General features: G+C 69.3%; 16 protein-coding genes and 1 pseudogene. 10 read left to right on the forward strand and 7 right to left on the reverse strand.

The features are described from left to right. Positions 1–19 precede the first annotated feature (19 nt). A complete protein-coding gene (locus AB0K11_RS07490) occupies positions 20–520 on the forward strand; it encodes a hypothetical protein (protein ID WP_364974231.1) in 501 nt (166 codons plus the stop codon). Between the two features lie 205 nt (positions 521–725). Beyond that, positions 726–1,520, forward strand: a complete 795-nt coding sequence (locus tag AB0K11_RS07495) for an SHOCT domain-containing protein (protein ID WP_364974233.1) — start codon at positions 726–728, stop codon at positions 1,518–1,520. Here AB0K11_RS07495 and AB0K11_RS07500 read toward each other — a convergent pair. Both AB0K11_RS07500 and pruA read right to left on the reverse strand, forming a co-directional pair. After that, positions 1,517–2,476: a proline dehydrogenase gene (locus tag AB0K11_RS07500; protein ID WP_364974236.1), complete on the reverse strand. Its 960-nt coding sequence runs from the start codon at positions 2,474–2,476 to the stop codon at positions 1,517–1,519. The genes AB0K11_RS07495 and AB0K11_RS07500 overlap by 4 nt on opposite strands. Position 2,477: 1 nt before the next feature. Continuing rightward, the gene (gene pruA, locus AB0K11_RS07505; protein ID WP_364974239.1) at positions 2,478–4,106 is read right to left on the reverse strand and encodes an L-glutamate gamma-semialdehyde dehydrogenase; all 1,629 of its coding nucleotides are present in this window, start codon (positions 4,104–4,106) and stop codon (positions 2,478–2,480) included. Between the two features lie 83 nt (positions 4,107–4,189). Between pruA and AB0K11_RS07510 the strand changes: the two genes are divergently transcribed. Next, positions 4,190–5,767: a helix-turn-helix domain-containing protein gene (locus AB0K11_RS07510; RefSeq protein WP_364974241.1), complete on the forward strand. Its 1,578-nt coding sequence runs from the start codon at positions 4,190–4,192 to the stop codon at positions 5,765–5,767. Positions 5,768–5,777: 10 nt separating this feature from the next. On the opposite strand, the gene AB0K11_RS07515 is transcribed toward AB0K11_RS07510, so the two are convergent. Together AB0K11_RS07515 and AB0K11_RS07520 are read right to left on the reverse strand one after the other, a co-directional pair. After that, positions 5,778–7,550, reverse strand: a complete 1,773-nt coding sequence (locus tag AB0K11_RS07515; RefSeq protein ID WP_364974244.1) for an acyl-CoA dehydrogenase family protein — start codon at positions 7,548–7,550, stop codon at positions 5,778–5,780. Positions 7,551–7,590: 40 nt separating this feature from the next. Continuing rightward, a pseudogene (locus AB0K11_RS07520) lies at positions 7,591–8,695 on the reverse strand (multidrug effflux MFS transporter). Here AB0K11_RS07520 and AB0K11_RS07525 point away from each other — a divergent pair. Further along, positions 8,613–8,849 carry a hypothetical protein gene (locus AB0K11_RS07525; protein WP_364976802.1) on the forward strand — a complete coding sequence of 79 codons (237 nt, stop codon included), beginning with the start codon at positions 8,613–8,615 and terminating at the stop codon, positions 8,847–8,849. The pseudogene AB0K11_RS07520 and the gene AB0K11_RS07525 sit on opposite strands and share 83 nt — an antisense overlap. A gap of 25 nt (positions 8,850–8,874) precedes the next feature. Continuing rightward, positions 8,875–9,327, forward strand: coding sequence for a MarR family transcriptional regulator (locus AB0K11_RS07530; protein WP_364974245.1), 453 nt, complete (start codon positions 8,875–8,877; stop codon positions 9,325–9,327). 7 nt (positions 9,328–9,334) lie between these two features. On the opposite strand, the gene dapC is transcribed toward AB0K11_RS07530, so the two are convergent. The 3 genes from dapC to AB0K11_RS07545 form a co-directional block, all read right to left on the reverse strand. Further along, positions 9,335–10,420: a succinyldiaminopimelate transaminase gene (gene dapC / locus AB0K11_RS07535; RefSeq protein WP_364974247.1), complete on the reverse strand. Its 1,086-nt coding sequence runs from the start codon at positions 10,418–10,420 to the stop codon at positions 9,335–9,337. Positions 10,421–10,461: 41 nt separating this feature from the next. Continuing rightward, entirely contained in the window at positions 10,462–10,785 is a 324-nt protein-coding gene (gene fdxA, locus AB0K11_RS07540; protein ID WP_264013218.1) for a ferredoxin, read from the reverse strand. A gap of 302 nt (positions 10,786–11,087) precedes the next feature. Continuing rightward, complete coding sequence (locus AB0K11_RS07545) at positions 11,088–12,446, reverse strand: nucleotide sugar dehydrogenase (protein WP_364974251.1); 1,359 nt, start codon at positions 12,444–12,446, stop codon at positions 11,088–11,090. A gap of 272 nt (positions 12,447–12,718) precedes the next feature. On the opposite strand from AB0K11_RS07545, the gene AB0K11_RS07550 reads away from it, so the two are divergent. The 5 genes from AB0K11_RS07550 to AB0K11_RS07570 all read left to right on the forward strand — a co-directional run bounded on the left by AB0K11_RS07550 (position 12,719) and on the right by AB0K11_RS07570 (position 18,495). Next, complete coding sequence (locus tag AB0K11_RS07550; protein ID WP_364974254.1) at positions 12,719–13,288, forward strand: PadR family transcriptional regulator; 570 nt, start codon at positions 12,719–12,721, stop codon at positions 13,286–13,288. Next, positions 13,285–15,300 (forward strand): NADPH-dependent 2,4-dienoyl-CoA reductase, encoded by a 2,016-nt coding sequence (locus AB0K11_RS07555; RefSeq protein WP_364974257.1) that lies wholly within the window; start codon positions 13,285–13,287, stop codon positions 15,298–15,300. Before AB0K11_RS07550 ends, AB0K11_RS07555 begins: the two co-directional genes overlap by 4 nt. A gap of 130 nt (positions 15,301–15,430) precedes the next feature. Then, complete coding sequence (locus AB0K11_RS07560) at positions 15,431–16,660, forward strand: cytochrome P450 (RefSeq protein ID WP_364974259.1); 1,230 nt, start codon at positions 15,431–15,433, stop codon at positions 16,658–16,660. Next, positions 16,657–17,493 carry a mycofactocin-coupled SDR family oxidoreductase gene (locus AB0K11_RS07565; RefSeq protein WP_364974261.1) on the forward strand — a complete coding sequence of 279 codons (837 nt, stop codon included), beginning with the start codon at positions 16,657–16,659 and terminating at the stop codon, positions 17,491–17,493. Before AB0K11_RS07560 ends, AB0K11_RS07565 begins: the two co-directional genes overlap by 4 nt. A 30-nt stretch (positions 17,494–17,523) precedes the next feature. Continuing rightward, complete coding sequence (locus tag AB0K11_RS07570) at positions 17,524–18,495, forward strand: enoyl-CoA hydratase/isomerase family protein (RefSeq protein ID WP_364974264.1); 972 nt, start codon at positions 17,524–17,526, stop codon at positions 18,493–18,495. Positions 18,496–18,498: the final 3 nt, after the last annotated feature.

The raw sequence follows: 18,498 nt of genomic DNA on the forward strand, positions 1-18,498 counted from the left end.
ACCGTCATACGGTGGGTCAATGCACATTCGCCGCCTCGGCACGGTCCTGCTGGCCGCCGTGTCCGTGGCCGCGTTCGTGATCCCCTCGACCGCCCAGGCGGCGGGACAGGTGTGGTCCGGCCGGTACTCGCTGGTGCGCTACGCCGCCGAGAAGACCGGGACGAGTCTGGCCGCCCAGCAGTGGGAGCCCACCTTCAGCGACGTGTACCTCTTCAGCACCGACTGCTCGACGGGACGGTGCATCGCCACGGTGATCGGCGGACCCAAGCCGCAGAACCCGACCCTGCCCCAGCCGCCCCGCTACACCTGGGATGGCGAGAAGTGGGTGCACGTCTACGACTGGCAGTGGGACTGCTATCAGGGCCCGGGCGTGCAGAAGGTGTGGGCGCCGGCCCGATCGGTGGCGTGGTACGCGCCGAGCGCCGACGGCGTCCTGCGGGGCAATTGGCGCACCGACATCCAGGGCGGGCCGTGCAACGGCTCGGTCGAGATGGCCGTCGACGCCTCCCCCGTCTTCTGACGACCGATTTGCGTCGAGACTGCGGACAGATCGAGTTTCCGGGCTGTGCCGCGATCTGTCCGCAGTTTCGACGACCACGAGGCTCTGCCTCCAGGCATTTTCGCTGCTGAATCTGGTTCAGGTAGCGGACTACGCGTGCGCTGTTGTGTTGGTTCACGCGACCATCACGGAGTCACCTGCCCCGCCGATGCCGCGAAGGACTTTCATGACCGATGGGAGCCGAGCGCAACTAGACCAGCGCACAGCGATCGGAGCCGGCACTTCCATCGCGGCGGCCGTCGCCGCCGGCGTCCTCTGCGCACGCGCGCAGATACCCGCCGACATCACGGCAACACTGGTTGCAGGAGCTGGTGGGCTTCCCGCGGCGATCGAATACAGCCTGAGAAGCAGGCGGCGCAACACTGCCGAAGACATTGCGCGGCTTAAGCGCGGAGAACTCCGCCGACCGGTTTGGCTGGTGACCATCATGCTCAGCGCGGCGCTGTTGCTTTCTTATGCCGCGGTGATGCTCTTCCTCCCCATACCCGCCCTTAGGGGCCTGCGGAGCATCGTCATCCTGAGTGGGGCGGAAAGTTCGCTCTTGGCAATGCCGATTGCCTGGTACGCATCTCATTACCTGGGTCAGCATCCGTACCGATGGACTGCGCTGGCGTGCTGCATCACCGTAAGTCCTTTCGTTGCAACATTACTGGTCCCGCCAGATATCGACGGTCTGGTCCATTTCATGCTTCCCCACCTCGGGTTCCTGCTCGGGTCGACCTTCGTTGGAGTCCTCGTCGGTAGATACCGTCATGCGGGGTTCGTTGCTTGGAAGCTCAAACGTGCGGAACGCAGTGCAGCACAGAGTGCGTCGAAGCCCCAGGCTTTGGACGCGAGAACGTCATCATCGTCAGCGGATCTCTTGAGGCAATTGCAGACCCTGGCGGAGCTGCGCGATGCGGGAATTGTCACGGCCGACGAGTTCATGGCCAAGAAGGCCGAGATACTGGCTCGTATCTAGCGGCGTTCGGCGAGTGCGCGCAGGAAGAACGTCAGGTTGGCGGGGCGCTCGGCCAGCCGGCGCACGAAGTAGCCGTACCACTGGGTGCCGAACGGCACGTACACCCGCACCGGGTCACCGCGTTCGGCCAGCCGGATCTGCTCGGGGTCCCGGACGCCGTAGAGCATCTGGTATTCGAATTCGTCGGCGCCGCGGCCGGATTCGCGCACCAGGGCGGGCACCGCGTCGATGATCGCTGGATCGTGGGACGCCACCATCGGGTAGCCCGATCCGTTCATCAGCACCCGCAGACAGCGCAGGTACGAGGCGGTGACGTCGTCGGCGTCGCGGTAGGCCACCGTCGCCGGTTCGTCGTAGGCGCCCTTGCACAACCGGATCCGTGCGCCGGCCGCCGCGAAGTCCTGACAGTCGCCGTGCGTCCGGCGCAGATAGGCCTGCAGCACCGTGCCCAGCCAGTCGAAGTCGGCGCGCAGTTCCCGCACGATCGACAGTGTCGAGTCGGTGGTGGTGTGGTCCTCGGCGTCGACTGTCACCCACGCCCCGAGCTGCTGGGCCCGCCCGCAGATCGTGTGCGCGTTCTCCAGTGCGATCTTCTCGCCGTCGCGCGGCAGCGCCTGCCCCAGCGCCGACAGCTTCAGCGACACCTCCAGTGGCCGCACCGCCGTACCGGTGTCACCGCGCCGGCCCAGCGCGTCCAGCAGACCGAGGTAGGCGTCGACGTTGGCGGTGGCGGCCTCGGCGTCGGCGACGTCCTCGCCGAGGTGGTCGATGCTGACCATCCGGCCCGAGTCGCGCAGCGCCGCAACGGAGGTGAGCGCATCGTCGACCGTCTCCCCCGGGACGAACCGGTGCACCACGCTGCGGGTCAACGGGATTCGCTCGGCGGTGCGTCGCAACCGCTTCGACCGGCCTGCCGCGAGGATCGCCGGCCGGGCCACCCGCTGGAAGGCGCCCATGTCAGGCGCCCATGTGGGGGTAGCGGTGATCGGTGGCCGGGACGAACGTCTCCTTGATCGACCGGGCCGACGTCCAGCGCAGCAGGTTCTGCATCGACCCGGCCTTGTCGTTGGTGCCCGACCCGCGGGAACCGCCGAACGGCTGCTGGCCGACGACGGCCCCGGTCGGCTTGTCGTTGACGTAGAAGTTGCCTGCCGCGTGGCGCAATCGGCGCTGGGCGGCCAGCACCGCCGTGCGGTCGGTGGCGATCACCGCGCCGGTGAGCGCGTAGGCGGCGCCGGTGTCGATGGTCTCGAGGATCTGCTCGTAATCGCCGTCGGGGTAGACGTGCACGCTCAGGATCGGACCGAAGTACTCGGTGCGGAAGGACTCGTCGCCGGGATCGTCGGACAGCAGCACGGTCGGCCGCACGAAATAGCCCTCAGTGTCGTCGTATTCACCGCCGACGGCGATCGTCACGTTCGGCGCGCTCTTGGCCCGCTCGATCGCGGCGACGTTCTTGGCGAATGCGCGGTCGTCGATCAGCGCGCCGCCGAAGTTCTCCAGGTCGGCGACGTCGCCGTAGCGCAGGGTCTCGGTGGCGCCGAGGAAGTCGTCACCCATCCGCTGCCACACCGACCGCGGCACGAATGCCCGCGAGGCCGCCGAACACTTCTGTCCCTGGTAGTCGAACGCGCCACGGATGAGCGCGGTCCGCAGTGCGTCGGGGTCGGCGCTGGCGTGCGCGAGCACGAAGTCCTTGCCACCGGTCTCCCCCACCAGCCGCGGATAGGTGCGGTAGCGGTCGATGTTTCCGCCGACCTCGCGCCACAGATGCTGGAACGTCGCCGTCGAGCCGGTGAAGTGGATGCCCGCCAGCCGCGGATCGGACAGTGCCACCTCGGAGACGGCCTGACCGTCGCCGGCGAGCAGGTTGATCACCCCCGGCGGCAGGCCCGCGGCCTCGAGCAGCTGCATGGTCAGGTAGGCGGCGAACGTCTGGGTCGGTGACGGCTTCCACACCACGGTGTTGCCGAGCAGGGCCGGGGCGGTCGGAAGGTTGCCCGCGATCGCGGTGAAGTTGAACGGGGTGATCGCGTAGACGAACCCCTCGAGCGGTCGGTAGTCGGTGCGGTTCCACACGCCGCGGGTGCTCAGCGGCTGCTGTTCGAGGATCTGCCGGGCGAACGCCACGTTGAACCGCCAGAAGTCGATCAGCTCGCACGCCGCGTCGATCTCGGCCTGGTAGGCGGACTTCGACTGCCCGAGCATCGTTGCCGCACAGAGTTTCTCCCGCCACGGCCCGGCCAGCAGGTCGGCGGCACGCAGGAACGCCGCGGCGCGTTCGTCGAACGGGGTGTCCTCCCAGCCGGCCTTGGCGGCGAGGGCCGCGTCGATGGCGGCGGTGGCGTCGGCGTGTTCGGCGTTGGTCAGCGTGCCGAGCCGCGCGCCGTGGCGGTGCGGCTGCACCACGTCGATGCGCGTCCCGCCACCCATCCGGTGTTCACCGCCGATGACGTGCGGAAGGTCGAGGGGGTCGGCGGCCAGCGCCGCGAGCGCGTCGGTGAGGCGGGTGCGTTCACCCGAGCCGGGGGCGTAGTCGTGCACCGGTTCATTCGCCGGCAACGGCACATCGGTGATGGCGTCCATGGAATGAGGATCCCCGAACCGGGCCTCCAGCAGACTGGCCGATCGGCCAAGAGATAGTGGCGTCGGCTATAGAATCGGACAGTATGGCGTCGGCTCGCGTACCGCTCGGTGAGCTGCTGTTGGCCCTGGACCGCACCATGGTCGGCCTCGAGCACGCCCCGCGCGGCCTCGACGTCCCGGTCGGTTCGGTGGCGCTGGTCGATGCCGACGACGTCCGGCTGGGGCTGGCGCTGGGCGCGGGCAGTGCCGATCTGTTCTTCCTGCTCGGTGTGCCCGACGACGCGGCGGCACGCTGGCTGGCCGGCCAGTCCCGGCCACCGGTCGCGATCTTCGTCAAGGCGCCGGCGCCGCGACTCGTCGAGCACGCCGGCGCGGCGGGTGTGGCCGTGGTGGCGGTGGACCCGCAGGCCAGGTGGGAGCGGCTCTACCGGCTGGTGAACCACATCTTCGACCACCGCAACGACCTCGCGGACACGCAATTGCCCGGCGGCACCGATCTTTTCGCGCTGGCCCAGTCGATCGCCGACCGCACCCGAGGCCTGGTCAGCATCGAGGACGCGAGCTCTCACGTGCTGGCGTACTCCTCGTCCAACGCCGAAGCCGACGAGTTGCGGCGGCTGTCGATCCTCGGTCGCGCCGGGCCGCCCGAGCACCTCGAGTGGATCGGCCAGTGGGGCATCTTCGACTCCCTGCGGGCCGGCGGCGACGTGGTGCGTGTCGCCGAGCGCCCGGAACTGGGCCTGCGGCCCCGGCTCGCCGTCGGCGTCCACCTGCCGTCGGCCGGTGATCGTCGCCCGCCGGGGTTCGCAGGCACGATCTGGCTGCAGCAGGGCGCCGGGCCGCTGGCCGACGACGCCGAGGACGTGCTGCGCGGTGGGGCGGTGCTCGCCGCACGGGTGCTGTCGCGGCTGGCCACCGCGCCGTCGTCGCACAGCCGCCTGGTGCAGCAGTTGCTCGGCCTCGCAGGCGACGATCCCGGGGACGTGCTGACGACCGCGCGCGAACTCGGCATCGACGCCGCCGGCCGTGCCGCGCTGATCGGTTTCCACGGCATCGGGGCAGCTGTGCCGCCGGAGGTCATCGCGTTGAGCGCGGGCGCATTTCGCGGCGACGCGCAGGTGGCCTCGTCGGGCGACCGGGTGTACGTGCTGATCCCGCGGGCAGGCGCCGCGTCGACCATCGGTTCGTGGGCCCGCGGCGTGGTGGCCGCGCTGCGCCGCGAACTCGGTCTGAGCGTGCGCGCGGTGGTCGCCCACTCACCGGAGGGGCTGGCCGGGATCGCCGCCGCGCGCGCCGAGGTGGATCGGGTGCTGGACAGCGCCGCACGCCATCCCGGCGCCATCGCCGAGGTCACCACGGTCGACGAGGCCCGCACCACCGTGTTGCTCGACGAGATCGTGTCCCAGGTCGCCGCCCAGCCCCGGCTGGTGGATCCGCGCGTGCGGGCGCTGCGCGAGAAGGACCCGATGCTGGCCCAGACACTGCGTGCGTATCTCGACGGGTTCGGTGACATCGCCGCGGTGGCGCAGTGGCTGCACGTGCACCCCAACACCGTGCGCTACCGCGTCCGGCGCATCGAGACACTGCTGGCGACGTCGCTCGCCGACCCCGACGACCGGCTGGTGCTGGCGCTCGGCCTGCGTGCGACCGACCCCACCTAGCGCGAGAGAACTAGACGCGCAGCGCGCCGGCGGCCAGCTCGTCGAACCGTTCGATCGCCTCGTCGCCGTCGGCGTCGATCCCCCGCAGCGGGCCGTGGTCGGCGAGGTGTCGCTGCGCATACAGCCGCGCCACCAACGCTTTCCGTTCGCCGCGACCCTCGGCCCGCTCCCAGGCCGCCTGTTCGGTCAACAGGGCGCCGCCATAGACGTCGCCCATGAATTGGGTCAACGGGAACAACCGCGCCTCGGCGACCGCGCCGTCGAGCTTGGTCCACGCGGTGATGGCGGCCTCGAGGTCGCCGATGCGCTGCGCCACGAGCCCCGTCACATCGTCGCCGTCGGACACCGAGACCGCGTCGTGCATGCGGGACAGCAGCGGTTCGTGGGCCTGCGCGCGTTCGATGCCGCGGCGCACGTCGAGGCACAGGATGTTGTCCGGTCCCTCCCAGATCGTGTTCACCTGGGCGTCGCGCAGCAGCCGAGCCACCGGCCAGCTCTCGATGTAGCCGTTGCCGCCGTGGATCTCGATCGCGTCCGAGGCGATGGTGATGCCGAGCCGGCACACCTTGAGCTTGGTGACGGGCACCGCGATGCGCTGCCGGATCCGGCGGGGCTGACGGTGGTTGGCCGCGCCGGTGCCGTCGAACACCATGGCCTGGGCAGCCTCGACGTCGACGATCATCTCGGCGAGTTTGCGCCGCATCAGCGGCTTGTCGATCAGCGCGCCGCCGAACGCCTGCCTGCGCCGGGCGTAGCACAGCGACTCGACCAGACCCCGGCGCGCGTTGCCGAGCGCGAACAGCGCGATGCCCAGCCGTGCGGAGTTGGTCAGCTCCATCATCCGGCCCAGGCCCTTGCCGTCGGACGGGCCCGCATCGTCGCTGGGCTCACCGGAGAGCAGAAAGGCTTCCGCGTCGACGAACTCGATCTCGCCCGAGGCCACCGACTTCGTGCCGAGTTTGTCCTTCAGCCGACGGATCCGCACGCCGTTGCGGGCACCGTCGCGGCGGGTGCGCAGCACAAGGAAGGTGGCCACGCCGCGCGAGGAGTCCGGCGCCCCTTCGGGTTTGGCGAGCACGACGAACGCCTCGCCGTTGCAGTTGGAGGCGAACCACTTGAAGCCGTTGAGCAGCCAGGCGTCGCCGCGGCGGGTGGCCGTGGTCTCCAGGGCGCCCAGATCGGACCCGCCCGTGCGCTCGGTGAGCAGTTGGGCCGTCTCGCCGGCCCACTCACCGGAGCCGAACTTGGCCAGCACGTGCTCCCGCACGTCGGCGGGCGCGTACGCCGCGACGAGCGACTGCACCATGCCGCCGCCGGTGCCCAGCGCGCATCCCATCCCGATGTCCGCCTGGTCGAGGAGATAGTTCGACGCGAACAGCATCAGACCCGAACTGTGCCCGGCCGCACGCGCATCGGCGCGTAGCGACTGCTGGGCGTCGAGCACCGCACGCTTGGCCGCGGTGAACGATGCCGGCATGACGACCCGGCCGACGTCGTGTCCCCAGCGGTCGTAGCGTTCGAGCCGCGGCGGGTTCCGGTCGGTCTCCTCGGCCCAGCGCGCCACCGGGCCGCCCATCAGCTCGCCCATCCGGGTGAGGTGCGGTTCGGCGAACGAGAGTTCGTCGGGCTGCAGGTAGTAGGCCATGGTGGCCTGCAGCGTGGGATCGCATGCGTACCAGTTCAGCCCGACGGCGCCGCCGAAGTCCTCGGTGCGATACCGGTCGGCCTTCTCGTCGGTGCTGAACGGAAGCCGGTCGACGGCCTCGACGTCGTAGTCGCGCATGCGACGACCGTATTACGGCGCGGGCCTCCACCGCGGCAGGTCAGGCCGATCGCCGGGTGAGCACCAGGGCGCCCGCCCCGATCACGGCGCTGCCCGTCATCGCGACCGCCATCGGCACCGCCGTGTGGTCGCCGCCGATCCCGACCAGCGGTGAGACCACCGCGGCGAGACCGAACTGCAGCGCGCCGAGCACCGCCGATCCGGTGCCCGCCGTGGCGCGCACCTCGTCGAGGGCGAGCGACGTCGCGTTGGCCATCACCAGGCCCAGCGAGGTGACCGTGCCCCACAGCAGCACGAGCGTCGCCCACAGCACGGGGCCGAGCACGGCGTCGACGAGCAGCAGCGCGGCGAACACGACCAGCAGCGAGGTGCCCAGCGCGAGCAGCCGGCGCTGACCGAAGCGGCCGACGATCCTGGCATTGAGCGCGTTCATCAGTACCAGGCCGACGGCGTTGGCGGCGAACGCGATCGCATAGGTGATCTCGGAGAGCCCGAGGACGTTCTGCAACACGAACGGCGAGGCCGCGATGTAGGCGAACATCACCGCGAAGCTGAACGCGAAGGCGGCGGTGTATCCGATGTAGTGCCGGTTGGACAGCACCGACCGGGCGTCGCGCAGCATGGCCGTCACCCCGCCGGTCATCCGGCGTTCCCTGGGATGGGTCTCGCCGAGCACCGCGACGACGCCGACGAACATCGCCGCCGCCAGCCCGGTGATTGATCCAGAAGACGCCGCGCCACCCGATGTGACTCATCAGCGATCCGCCGAGCAACGGCGCCACCACTGGGGCGACGCCGTTGATGATCATCATCAGGCTGAACACCCGGGCCGCAGCGGCGCCGTGCGCCCGGTCGGACACCACGGCGCGGCTGAGCACCACGCCGGCCGCCCCGCTGAAACCCTGCAGGAAGCGGAAGGCCGTGAGCAGTTCGATCGTGGGCGCCAGCGCGCATGCCGCGCCGGCCAGCACGCACACCAGCGTTCCCGCCAGCATCAACGGGCGCCGGCCGAACCGGTCGGAGAGCGGGCCGATGACGAGCTGACCGAGGGCGAGCCCGATCATGAAGGTGGTCAGCGTCAGCTGGATCGCCGACGCCGTGGTGCCGAACTCCTCGGCCATCGCCGGGAAGGCCGGCAGGTACATGTCGGTGGCCAGCGGAGCGACGGCGGTCAGCAGCGCGAGCACGCCGAGCCAGTCCAGGGGCAGCGGGCGGGTAGCGGCGTGCGTCGCGGGAGCGTCGACGCCGACGGCGGTCTGGGAACTCATCACACTCGATTCACTATGTATAGATTTATAGCTATTTCTAGAGCTAATATAGCGGCATGGCTCCCGTCCGAGAAGACGTCAGTGCGCGTGATGTTCGCGACATCGCCGTGGCCGTGCGGACCGTGGTGTGGTCGCTGCGCCGGTTCGGCGAGCGCCAGGCCGGGCTGGAACCGCTGCCGCACTCCGAGTTCGAGGTGTTGCGCACCGTCTCCGACCACCCGGACATCAGCGTGTCCGACGTGGCGCGCATGGTGGCCGTCCAGCCGAGCAACGTCAGCACCACAGTCCGCCGGCTGGTCGACCGCGGACTGGTCGAGCGTGCAGTCGACGCCAACGACCGTCGGTCGATCCGGCTCCGGCTGACTTCGAAGGCCGCCGGACACAAGAAGATGATCGACGCGGTCTGGTCGGACGCCGTGCGGGATCAGCTGGCGGAGATGACCGACGAGGAGGCCGACCTGCTGATCAAGGCCGCCCCGGTGTTCCAGCGGCTTGCGGCGATGGGCTGACGCCCGGTCAGCTCAGCCGGTCGACCGCCGCCGCGATGGCGTCGTCGGTGGCGGTCAGCGCGATGCGGACGTGCTCGCCGCCGCGCGGCCCGTAGAACTCCCCGGGCGCGACCAGGATCCCGAGCCGGGCGAACCAGGTGACGGTGTCGCGACACGGCTCGCCGCGCGTGGCCCAGATGTAGAGCCCGGCTTCGGAGTCGTCGACGCGCAGGCCGGCCGCGCGGACCGCGGGCAGCAGGGCGTCCCGCCGGCGGGCGTAGCGCTCCCGCTGCAGGCGTTCGTGCTCGTCGTCGTCGAGCGCGGTGACCATCGCGACCTGCACCGGCGTCGGCACCATCATGCCCGCGTGCTTGCGGACCGCCAGCAGCTCGGCGACCACCGCCGGATCACCCGCGACGAAACCGGCGCGGTATCCCGCCAGCGACGACGTCTTCGACAGCGAGTGGATGGCGAGCAGTCCGCTGTGGTCGCCGTCGCAGACGGTCGGGTGCAGCACAGAGACCGGTCGCTGGTCCCAGCCGAGGCCGAGGTAGCACTCGTCGGAGGCGACGAGTACGCCGCGCTCGCGTGCCCAGCCGACCACCTTGCGCAGGTGGTCCACCCCGAGCACCTTGCCGGTCGGATTGCTGGGCGAGTTGAGGTAGATCAGCGCGGGCGTCTGCGGGCCGAGCTGAGTCAGGGAGTCTGCGCGGACCACCTGGGCGCCTGCCAGTCGCGCACCGACGTCGTAGGTCGGGTACGCCAGCTCCGGTACCACCACCACGTCGTCCGCGCCGATGCCGAGCAGCGTCGGCAGCCACGCGATCAATTCCTTCGTGCCGATCGTCGGCAGCACGGCGTCGGGCGTCAGGCCGGTGACGCCGTAACGGCGACGCAGTGCGTGCTCGGCGGCGGCGCGCAGTTCCGGAGTGCCGGCGGTGGTCGGATATCCGGGCGCGGCACTGCCTGCGACCAGCGCGTCACGGATGACGGGCGCCACCGGGTCGACGGGTGTGCCGACCGAGAGGTCGACCAGGCCCCCGGCGTGCGAGCGCGCCTGGGCGGTCGCCGCCGAAAGGGTGTCCCACGGGAAGGTCGGCAGCTTCTCCGACACCCGATGCCGGGCCCGTTCGCGGGCCGGGTCAGGCGACGTGATCAGCCCTCACCCTGCGGCGGCATCTCCTTGACCGCCGCCGGGTCGTTGTCGGTCTGGCCGACCTTCGAGGCGCCGCCCGGAGAGCCGAGCTCGGTGAAGAAGTCGGAGTTGATCTGGGTGTACTGGCTCCACTGGTCGGGGACGTCGTCCTCGTAGTAGATGGCCTCCACGGGGCAGACCGGCTCGCAGGCGCCGCAGTCGACGCACTCGTCCGGGTGGATGTACAGCATGCGTGCGCCCTCGTAGATGCAGTCGACAGGGCATTCCTCGATGCACGCCTTGTCTTTGATGTCGACGCAGGGTTCGGCAATCGTGTACGTCACCGGGGTTCTCCTCAGTCTTCCTGTCTGAATGTCCAGTTGGGCTGCGGTATGTGGCGGGCCCTGAGAGTTCGCCGCAAGTATGAAGGAGCGATACCTGGACGTTCGTCTCAGTGTGCCCTAACTTCACGCGCCGCCCTTACGGGTGGCGCGTGGTTACTGATACTAGACGTCGCACATACAAGTGCCTAGTCGCCACACCACCTCGATGCCCGACTGCTGGACGATCGCTCAGCAACGCCATGCGCGCATGCCGCACGACATGTCGGCCGGTGCTCAGGCAGCCGCCTACGGATCGGGCGTCGTCACCAACCGATACCGGCATAGCCGGCGGTGCCGCGGCGCCGGTCGGCGTCGGGCAGGCGGACGAGGTCGATGATCACCTGATCGGGCTTGGCCCGGTCGACGGCCTTGACCACCTCGCCGGATCTCGAGCCCGCGATGAGGACTTCGCCGTGTGCGAGCACGGCGTCGACGTCGTCGGTGAGCAGCTCCGCGATGTGCGGCATTCTTCTTTTCAGGTAGGCCATGTCGGCGTCGAGCGGCCGGGACAGCCTGGCGCTCGGCTCGTAGATCTTCACGTCGAAGCCCTTACCGATGAGACGGTCAGCCAGTTCGACCATGGGGTTGTCACACAGGTCGCCCGCGCCCGGCTTCGCGAAGAGTCCGAAGACGCCGATGTTGCGCCGCCCGCGCGCGATCACCATGTCGACGGCGCGGCGCAGGTGCGTCTCGTTCGATGCCAGCAGGTTCGCCAACAGGGGGGTGTCGACGTCGTTGCGGCGGGCGGTGTGGGTGAGCGCGCGGACGTCCTTCGGCAGGCATGACCCGCCGAAGGCGAAGCCGGGTCGCAGATACGCGGCGCTCACGTTGAGCGTGGTGTCGGCGAGGAACACGTCCATCACCGCATGCGAGTCGAGGTCCACGGCGGCACAGATCGCCCCGATCTCGTTCGCGAATCCCACCTTGAGCGCGTGGAAAGAGTTGTCGACGCACTTGGCCATCTCGGCGACCGCTACGGGCACCCGCAGGCGGGGCCCCGGCAGGCCGCGGTAGAGCTCCATGATCATGTCGCCACTGCGGGTGTCGCTCGACCCGACGACGGTCTTCGGAGGGGCCATGAAATCGCGCACCCCGGTCCCGTCGCGGAGGAAGTCCGGGTTGACGCAGACACCGAAATCGATGCCTGCGCGCTTGCCCGACGCCGCCTCCAGCCGTGGCACGAGGTGCTTCTCGCAGGTGCCGGGCACCATCGTGCTGCGGTACACGACGACGTGCCAACCGTCCTTGGCGGCCAGCGCGGAGCCCACCTCGTCGGTGACGGTCTCCAGGTTCGCGGTCGACGGTTCGCCGTCGGTGCCCGACCGCGTCCCCACACAGATCAGCGAGATGTCCGTGGCAGCGACGGCCGATCGGGCGTCCGTGGTGGCGGTGAGCCTGCCGCTGTCGACCACGCTGGCCGCCATCTCAGGGAGCAGTTGCTCGCCGACGGCCGCCGCACCGCTGGCGAGGGTCGCCACCTTGGCCGCGTCGACGTCCACGCCGACCACCCGGTGGCCACGACTGGCGAGGCAGACGGCGCTCACCCAGCCGACGTACCCCAGCCCGAAGACGCTGACCGGCGCTTCGGTGCCACCGTCGGATCGCTCGTAGAGCGACGTCACGATATCTCGGACCAAAGGCCCTTTTGGCGCGCTTTGCGTGGAGGTCGTCGGCATTGGCAAAGCGTAAAGGAGTACGAACCATCTGCCAATGCCTACCTATACAGGCTGTTGAGTGGCGTAGCCGTGTGACCTACTGCACACAGGAATGCAGATCTGGCGAAGTCAGCAAACTCGTCGTAGTTGCCACGATGTGAACGCTGATTCGGCACGATATGCACATGGTTGCTGTGCACTCAGTTGCATATGGCCGTCGGGCGTTCTACCGTGCGCACGTGGCACTTCCCCACGCGATCCTGGTGTCGCTGTGCGAGCAGAGCGGTTCCGGCTACGAGCTGGCCCGCCGCTTCGACCGCTCCATCGGCTACTTCTGGTCCGCGACCCACCAGCAGATCTACCGCACACTGCACACCCTCGAGGACAACGGCTGGGTACAGGTCACCCCCGTCGTGCAGCAGGGCAGGCCGGACAAGAAGGTCTACACCGTGTCCGCGGAGGGCCGCGCCGAACTCGCCCGCTGGATCGCCGCGCCGCTGACCGGGCGCGGCGGCTCGGTCGCCGACAACCGCACCCGCGACCTCGCCGTGAAAGTTCGCGCAGCGACCTACGGCGACGTGGCGGCGCTGCGGGCCCAGGTCGCCGCGCTGCGCACTGAACGCGCGGCACTGCTGGACACCTTCCGCGTCTTCGAGAAGCGGCAGTTCCCCGACCCCACCCGACTCACCGGCAGTGCACTGCACCAGTACCTCGTGCTGCGCGGCGGCATCCGCGCCGAGGAGAGCGCCGTCGACTGGCTCGACGAGGTGGGCGCAGCCCTGGCGCGCGGAACCGAGGAGACGCGATGAACCCGTATCCGACACTGTTGTCGCCGCTGGACCTCGGCTTCACCACATTGCGCAACCGCGTGGTGATGGGGTCGATGCACACCGGCCTCGAGGACCGGGCCCGCGACACCGACAGACTCGCCGGCTACTTCGCCGAACGTGCCCGCGGCGGCGTCGGCCTGATCATCACCGGCGGATACGCGCCCAACCGCACCGGGTGGCTACTGCCGTTCGCGTCGCAGCTGACCTCCTCGTCCGAGGCACGCAGGCACCGCACCGTCACCGGGGCGGTGCACGATCACGGCGGCAAGATACTGCTGCAGATCCTGCACGCGGGACGCTATGCGTATCACCCGTTCTCGGTGAGCGCATCGGCCGTCAAGGCGCCGATCAATCCGTTCCGCCCGCGGGCGCTGCGCGACGTGGACGGCACGATCGACGACTTCGTCCGCTGTGCGCTGCGCGCAAGGGAAGCCGGCTACGACGGTGTCGAGATCATGGGCAGCGAGGGATACCTGCTCAACCAGTTCCTGGCGCCTCGCACCAACAGGCGCTCCGACGCCTGGGGCGGCAGCCCGGAGAAGCGTCGCCGATTCCCGGTGGAGATCGTCCGGCGCACCCGGCGCGCGGTCGGCGACGACTTCATCATCTGTTATCGGATGTCGATGGCCGACTACGTCGAGAACGGTCAGAGCTGGGACGAGATCGTCGCGCTCGCCACCGAGGTGCAGACCGCGGGCGCCACCATCATCAACTCTGGATTCGGCTGGCACGAGGCGCGGGTGCCCACCATCGTCACCTCGGTGCCCAGCGGTGCCTTCGTCGACATCAGCAGCGCACTGGCCGACCACGTGCGCATCCCGGTCGTCGCGTCGAACCGGATCAACATGCCGCAGGCCGCCGAGCAGATTCTCGCCGACACCCACGTCCAGTTGGTGTCCATGGCGCGCCCGCTGCTGTCGGACCCCGACTGGGTGAACAAGGCCGCCGGGGACGCCGCCGCCGAGATCAACACCTGCATCGCCTGCAACCAGGCGTGCCTGGACCACGCGTTCGTGCACAAGAAGGTGTCCTGCCTGCTCAACCCCGTGGCCGGCCGAGAGACCGAACTGGTGCTGAGCCCGACGCGGCGCGCAAGGCGGGTGGCCGTGGTCGGCGCCGGACCGGCGGGCATGGCCACCGCCGTGGCGGCCGCCCAACGCGGCCACCGGGTCACGCTGTTGGAGGCGGGCGACGCAGTCGGCGGCCAGTTCGACCTGGCCCGGCGGATCCCGGGCAAGGAGGAGTTCACCGAGACGCTGCGCTACTACGCCACGATGCTCGCCAAGCACGGCGTCGACGTGCGGCTGCGCACCCGGGCAGGCGTCGACGATCTCGCGTCGTTCGACGACGTCGTGCTGGCCACCGGCGTGACGCCGCGCATTCCCGCGATCCCGGGCATCGACCACCCGAAGGTGCTGTCCTACGTCGAGGCGATCACCGGCGCCCGGCCGATCGGCAGGTCGGTCGCGGTGATCGGCGCAGGCGGCATCGGGTTCGACGTGAGCGAGTTCCTGGTGACCGACGAGTCGGCCACGCTCAACCTCAAGGAATGGAAGGCCGAGTGGGGCGCGGCCGACCCGCAAGAGGCCCGCGGTGCGCTGGTGACACCGATCCCCGCACCCGCGGTGCGCGAGGTGTACCTACTGCAACGCACCGCGGGCGCCCAGGGCCGCCGGCTCGGCAAGACCAGCGGCTGGGTGCATCGCGCATCGCTGAAAGCCAAAGGGGTGCAGCAGTTGTCGGGAGTCAACTACGAGCGGATCGACGACGAGGGGCTGCACATCACCTTCGGACCCAAGCGACTCGACGCCCGGCTGCTCGCCGTCGAGACCGTGGTGATCTGCGCGGGTCAGGAGTCGGTGCGCGATCTCGAGGACGGCCTGCGCGGCCGCGGCGTCGAACCACACGTGATCGGTGGCGCCGCACTCGCCGCAGAACTGGACGCCAAGCGGGCGATCCGTCAGGGCACCGAACTGGCCGCCCGCCTCTAGCCGACGAGCGGACAACTTAAGCGAAAAGTGTAAATCGCCCGAATGCCGCGGCCCGCCTGCCAAACTGGCGGGGGTTCCACTTCGGCACCGCTGGTCGGCGTGTGGAACCCGCAGGGAAAGGCGGGATCTCGTGTCAGTCAGCACCGAGGACGGCGTCCGGGACGGGGCCCCGTCGGACATCCACTACGACCCGTACGATGTGGCGCTCAACCTCGATCCGTACCCGATGTTCGCCCGGATCCGCGAGGAGATGCCGCTCTACCGCAACGACCGGCACGACTTCTACGCGCTCAGCCGCTTCGACGACGTCGACGCCGCACTGATCGATCACGACACCTTCAGCTCGGCCCGCGGCGCGGTGCTCGAGATCATCCAGTCCGGGATGGAGATCCCGCCCGGCACCCTGATCTTCGAGGACCCGCCGATCCACAACGTCCACCGCAAGCTGCTGTCGCGGATCTTCACCCCCCGCAAGGTCAGCGCGCTGGAGCCGAAGATCCGTGAGTTCACCGCAGGCTGCCTCGACCCGCTGGTCGGCACGGGCCGCTTCGACTTCGTCAAGGACCTCGGCGCGCAGATGCCGATGCGGGTGATCGGCATGCTGCTGGGCATCCCGGAGGCCGACCAGCAGCACGTCGTCGACCACGGCGACTCCACGCTGCGGACCGAACGCGGCGGCAAGATGACCGAGAACCCGGACGGCGCCATCGCCACCGGCGAGGTGTTCGCCTCCTTCATCGACTGGCGCGCCGAGCACCCGTCCGACGACATCATGACCGAACTGCTCACCGCCGAGTTCGCCGACGAGACCGGTGCCACCCGGAGGCTCCGGCGCGACGAACTCCTGCTCTACCTCCAGGTGATCGCCACCGCGGGTGCCGAGACCACCACCCGGTTGCTCGGCTGGGCCGGCAAGGTGCTCGCCGAACATCCCGACCAGCGCCGCACCCTGGTCGCCAACCGGACACTGCTGCCCGCCGCCGTCGAGGAGCTGGTGCGCTTCGAACCGCCCGCCCCGCACATCAGCCGCTATGTCACCCGTGACGTCGAGTACCACGGGCACACCGTTCCGGCAGGCAGCGCGATGATGATGCTGCTCGGCGCCGCCAACCGCGACCCACGCCGGTTCGGGCCCGACAGCGAATCGTTCAACATCCACCGCGCGCCGCACCAGCACGTCGGGTTCGGCGTCGGCACGCACTTCTGCCTCGGCAACGCGCTGGCCCGGCTCGAGGGGCGGATCGCGCTCGACGAGATCCTCGACCGCTTCCCGGAATGGGAGGTCGACCTCGCCGACGCCGAACTCAGCCCGACGTCGACGGTGCGCGGGTGGGAATCGATGCCGGCGCTGCTGCCATGACGGGACGCGTCGAGGGCAGAGTCGCGTTCATCACCGGCGCGGCGCGCGGGCAGGGCCGCAGCCACGCCGTGCGGCTGGCGCAGGAGGGCGCCGACATCATCGCGATCGACATCTGCAGGGCCATCGACGACGTCGTCTATCCCGCGTCCACGCCCGCCGACCTCGCCGAGACCGTGGCCCTGGTCGAGGCCCAGAACCGGCGCATCGTCGCCGCGCAGGTCGACGTCCGCGATTACGACGCGCTGCAGGCGGCGCTCGCCGCCGGTGTCGACGAGCTCGGCCGCCTCGACATCGTCGTGGCCAACGCGGGCATCGGCAATGCGGGCAACAAACTGCACAAGCTGCGGGAGCACGTCTGGCAGGACATGATCGACATCAACCTCACCGGCGTCTGGCACACCGTCAAAGCCGCAGTGCCGCATCTGCTCTCCGGCGCCAGGGGCGGATCGATCATCCTGACCAGCTCCGTGGGCGGCATGAAGGCCCACCCGCACACCGGCCACTACATCGCCGCCAAACACGGCGTCGTCGGCCTGATGCGGACCTTCGCCGTCGAGCTCGGCCCGCAGTCGATCCGTGTCAACTCGATACACCCGACACAGGTCAACACGCCGATGGCGATCAACGACGCCACCTTCCGGCTGTTCGCACCGCACAAGGAGCACCCGGGGCCGGAGGACTTCGCGCCGATCTCCCAGATGATGCACACGCTGCCGATCCCGTGGGTGGAACCCGAGGACGTCAGCAACGCCGTGTTGTTCCTCGCTTCCGACGAATCCCGATACGTCACAGGCGTTCAGCTGCCCGTCGATGCGGGCTGCTTACTCAAGTAACCGATTGAACCGAAAAGAGCGGAGACACCCATGCCCGAGCACGATTACGAAGAGATGAAGAAGGAAGCCGAGCAGTACATCAAGTTCGAGAAGGACACCAAGAACCGCATCGCCTACATCACCTTCGACCGCCCCGATGCGCAGAACTCGACGACGCTGGGGATGCGGCAGAACTATGCCGACCTGATCCACAAGTGCAACGTCGACGACGACGTCAAGGTCGTCGTGATCCGCGGCGAGGGCGAGGATTTCGGCAGCGGCGGCGACCTGCCCGAGCAGCGCGGCATGCTGGAGAACCCGGGGATGCCGCTGCTGCACGAGCTGGCCATCAACGACGACAGCGTCAAGTACCCGCCCGGCGGGTCCTACCGGTATCTCTCGACGGTCACCGACTTCTACGCCAAAGCGCCCGCAGGCAACCGCCCGCTGCAGGAGCTGCGCAAGGTCAGCATCATCGAGGCGAAGGGGTACTGCTACGGCTGGCACTTCTACCAGGCCGGTGACGCCGACCTGGTGATCTCCTCCGACGACGCGCTGTTCGGCCACCCGGCGTTCCGCTACGTCGGCTGGGGTCCGCGGCTGTGGTGGTGGGCCGAGACCATGGGCCTGCGCAAGTTCTCCGAGATGCTGTTCACCGGAAGACCGTTCAGCGCCAAGGAGATGTACGACTGCGGTTTCGTCAACAGCGTGGTGCCGCGCGAGGATCTCGAGGCGGAGACCCTCAAGTACGCGATGGCGTGCTCGCGGTCGCGCCCCACCGACACCGTGGCCGTGCAGAAGACGTTCCTCGAGCTGTACAAGCAGCACAAGGGCGAGTACTTCGGCAGCCTGCTGACCGGCATGGTCGAGGGCATGCTGCCGCTGATCCAGAACGACCAGCAGAACGACGTCGACCTGACGGCGGGCACGTTCGAGAAGGGGCTCAACAACGTCGTCAAGGACAACGACATGAACTTCCCGCCGGAGTGGCGGCTGAGCCGCTCGGGCCGCGCCAAGCCCTGATCT

It is taken from the genome of Mycobacterium sp. NPDC050551 (assembly GCF_040674075.1).
Classification (GTDB): domain Bacteria; phylum Actinomycetota; class Actinomycetes; order Mycobacteriales; family Mycobacteriaceae; genus Mycobacterium.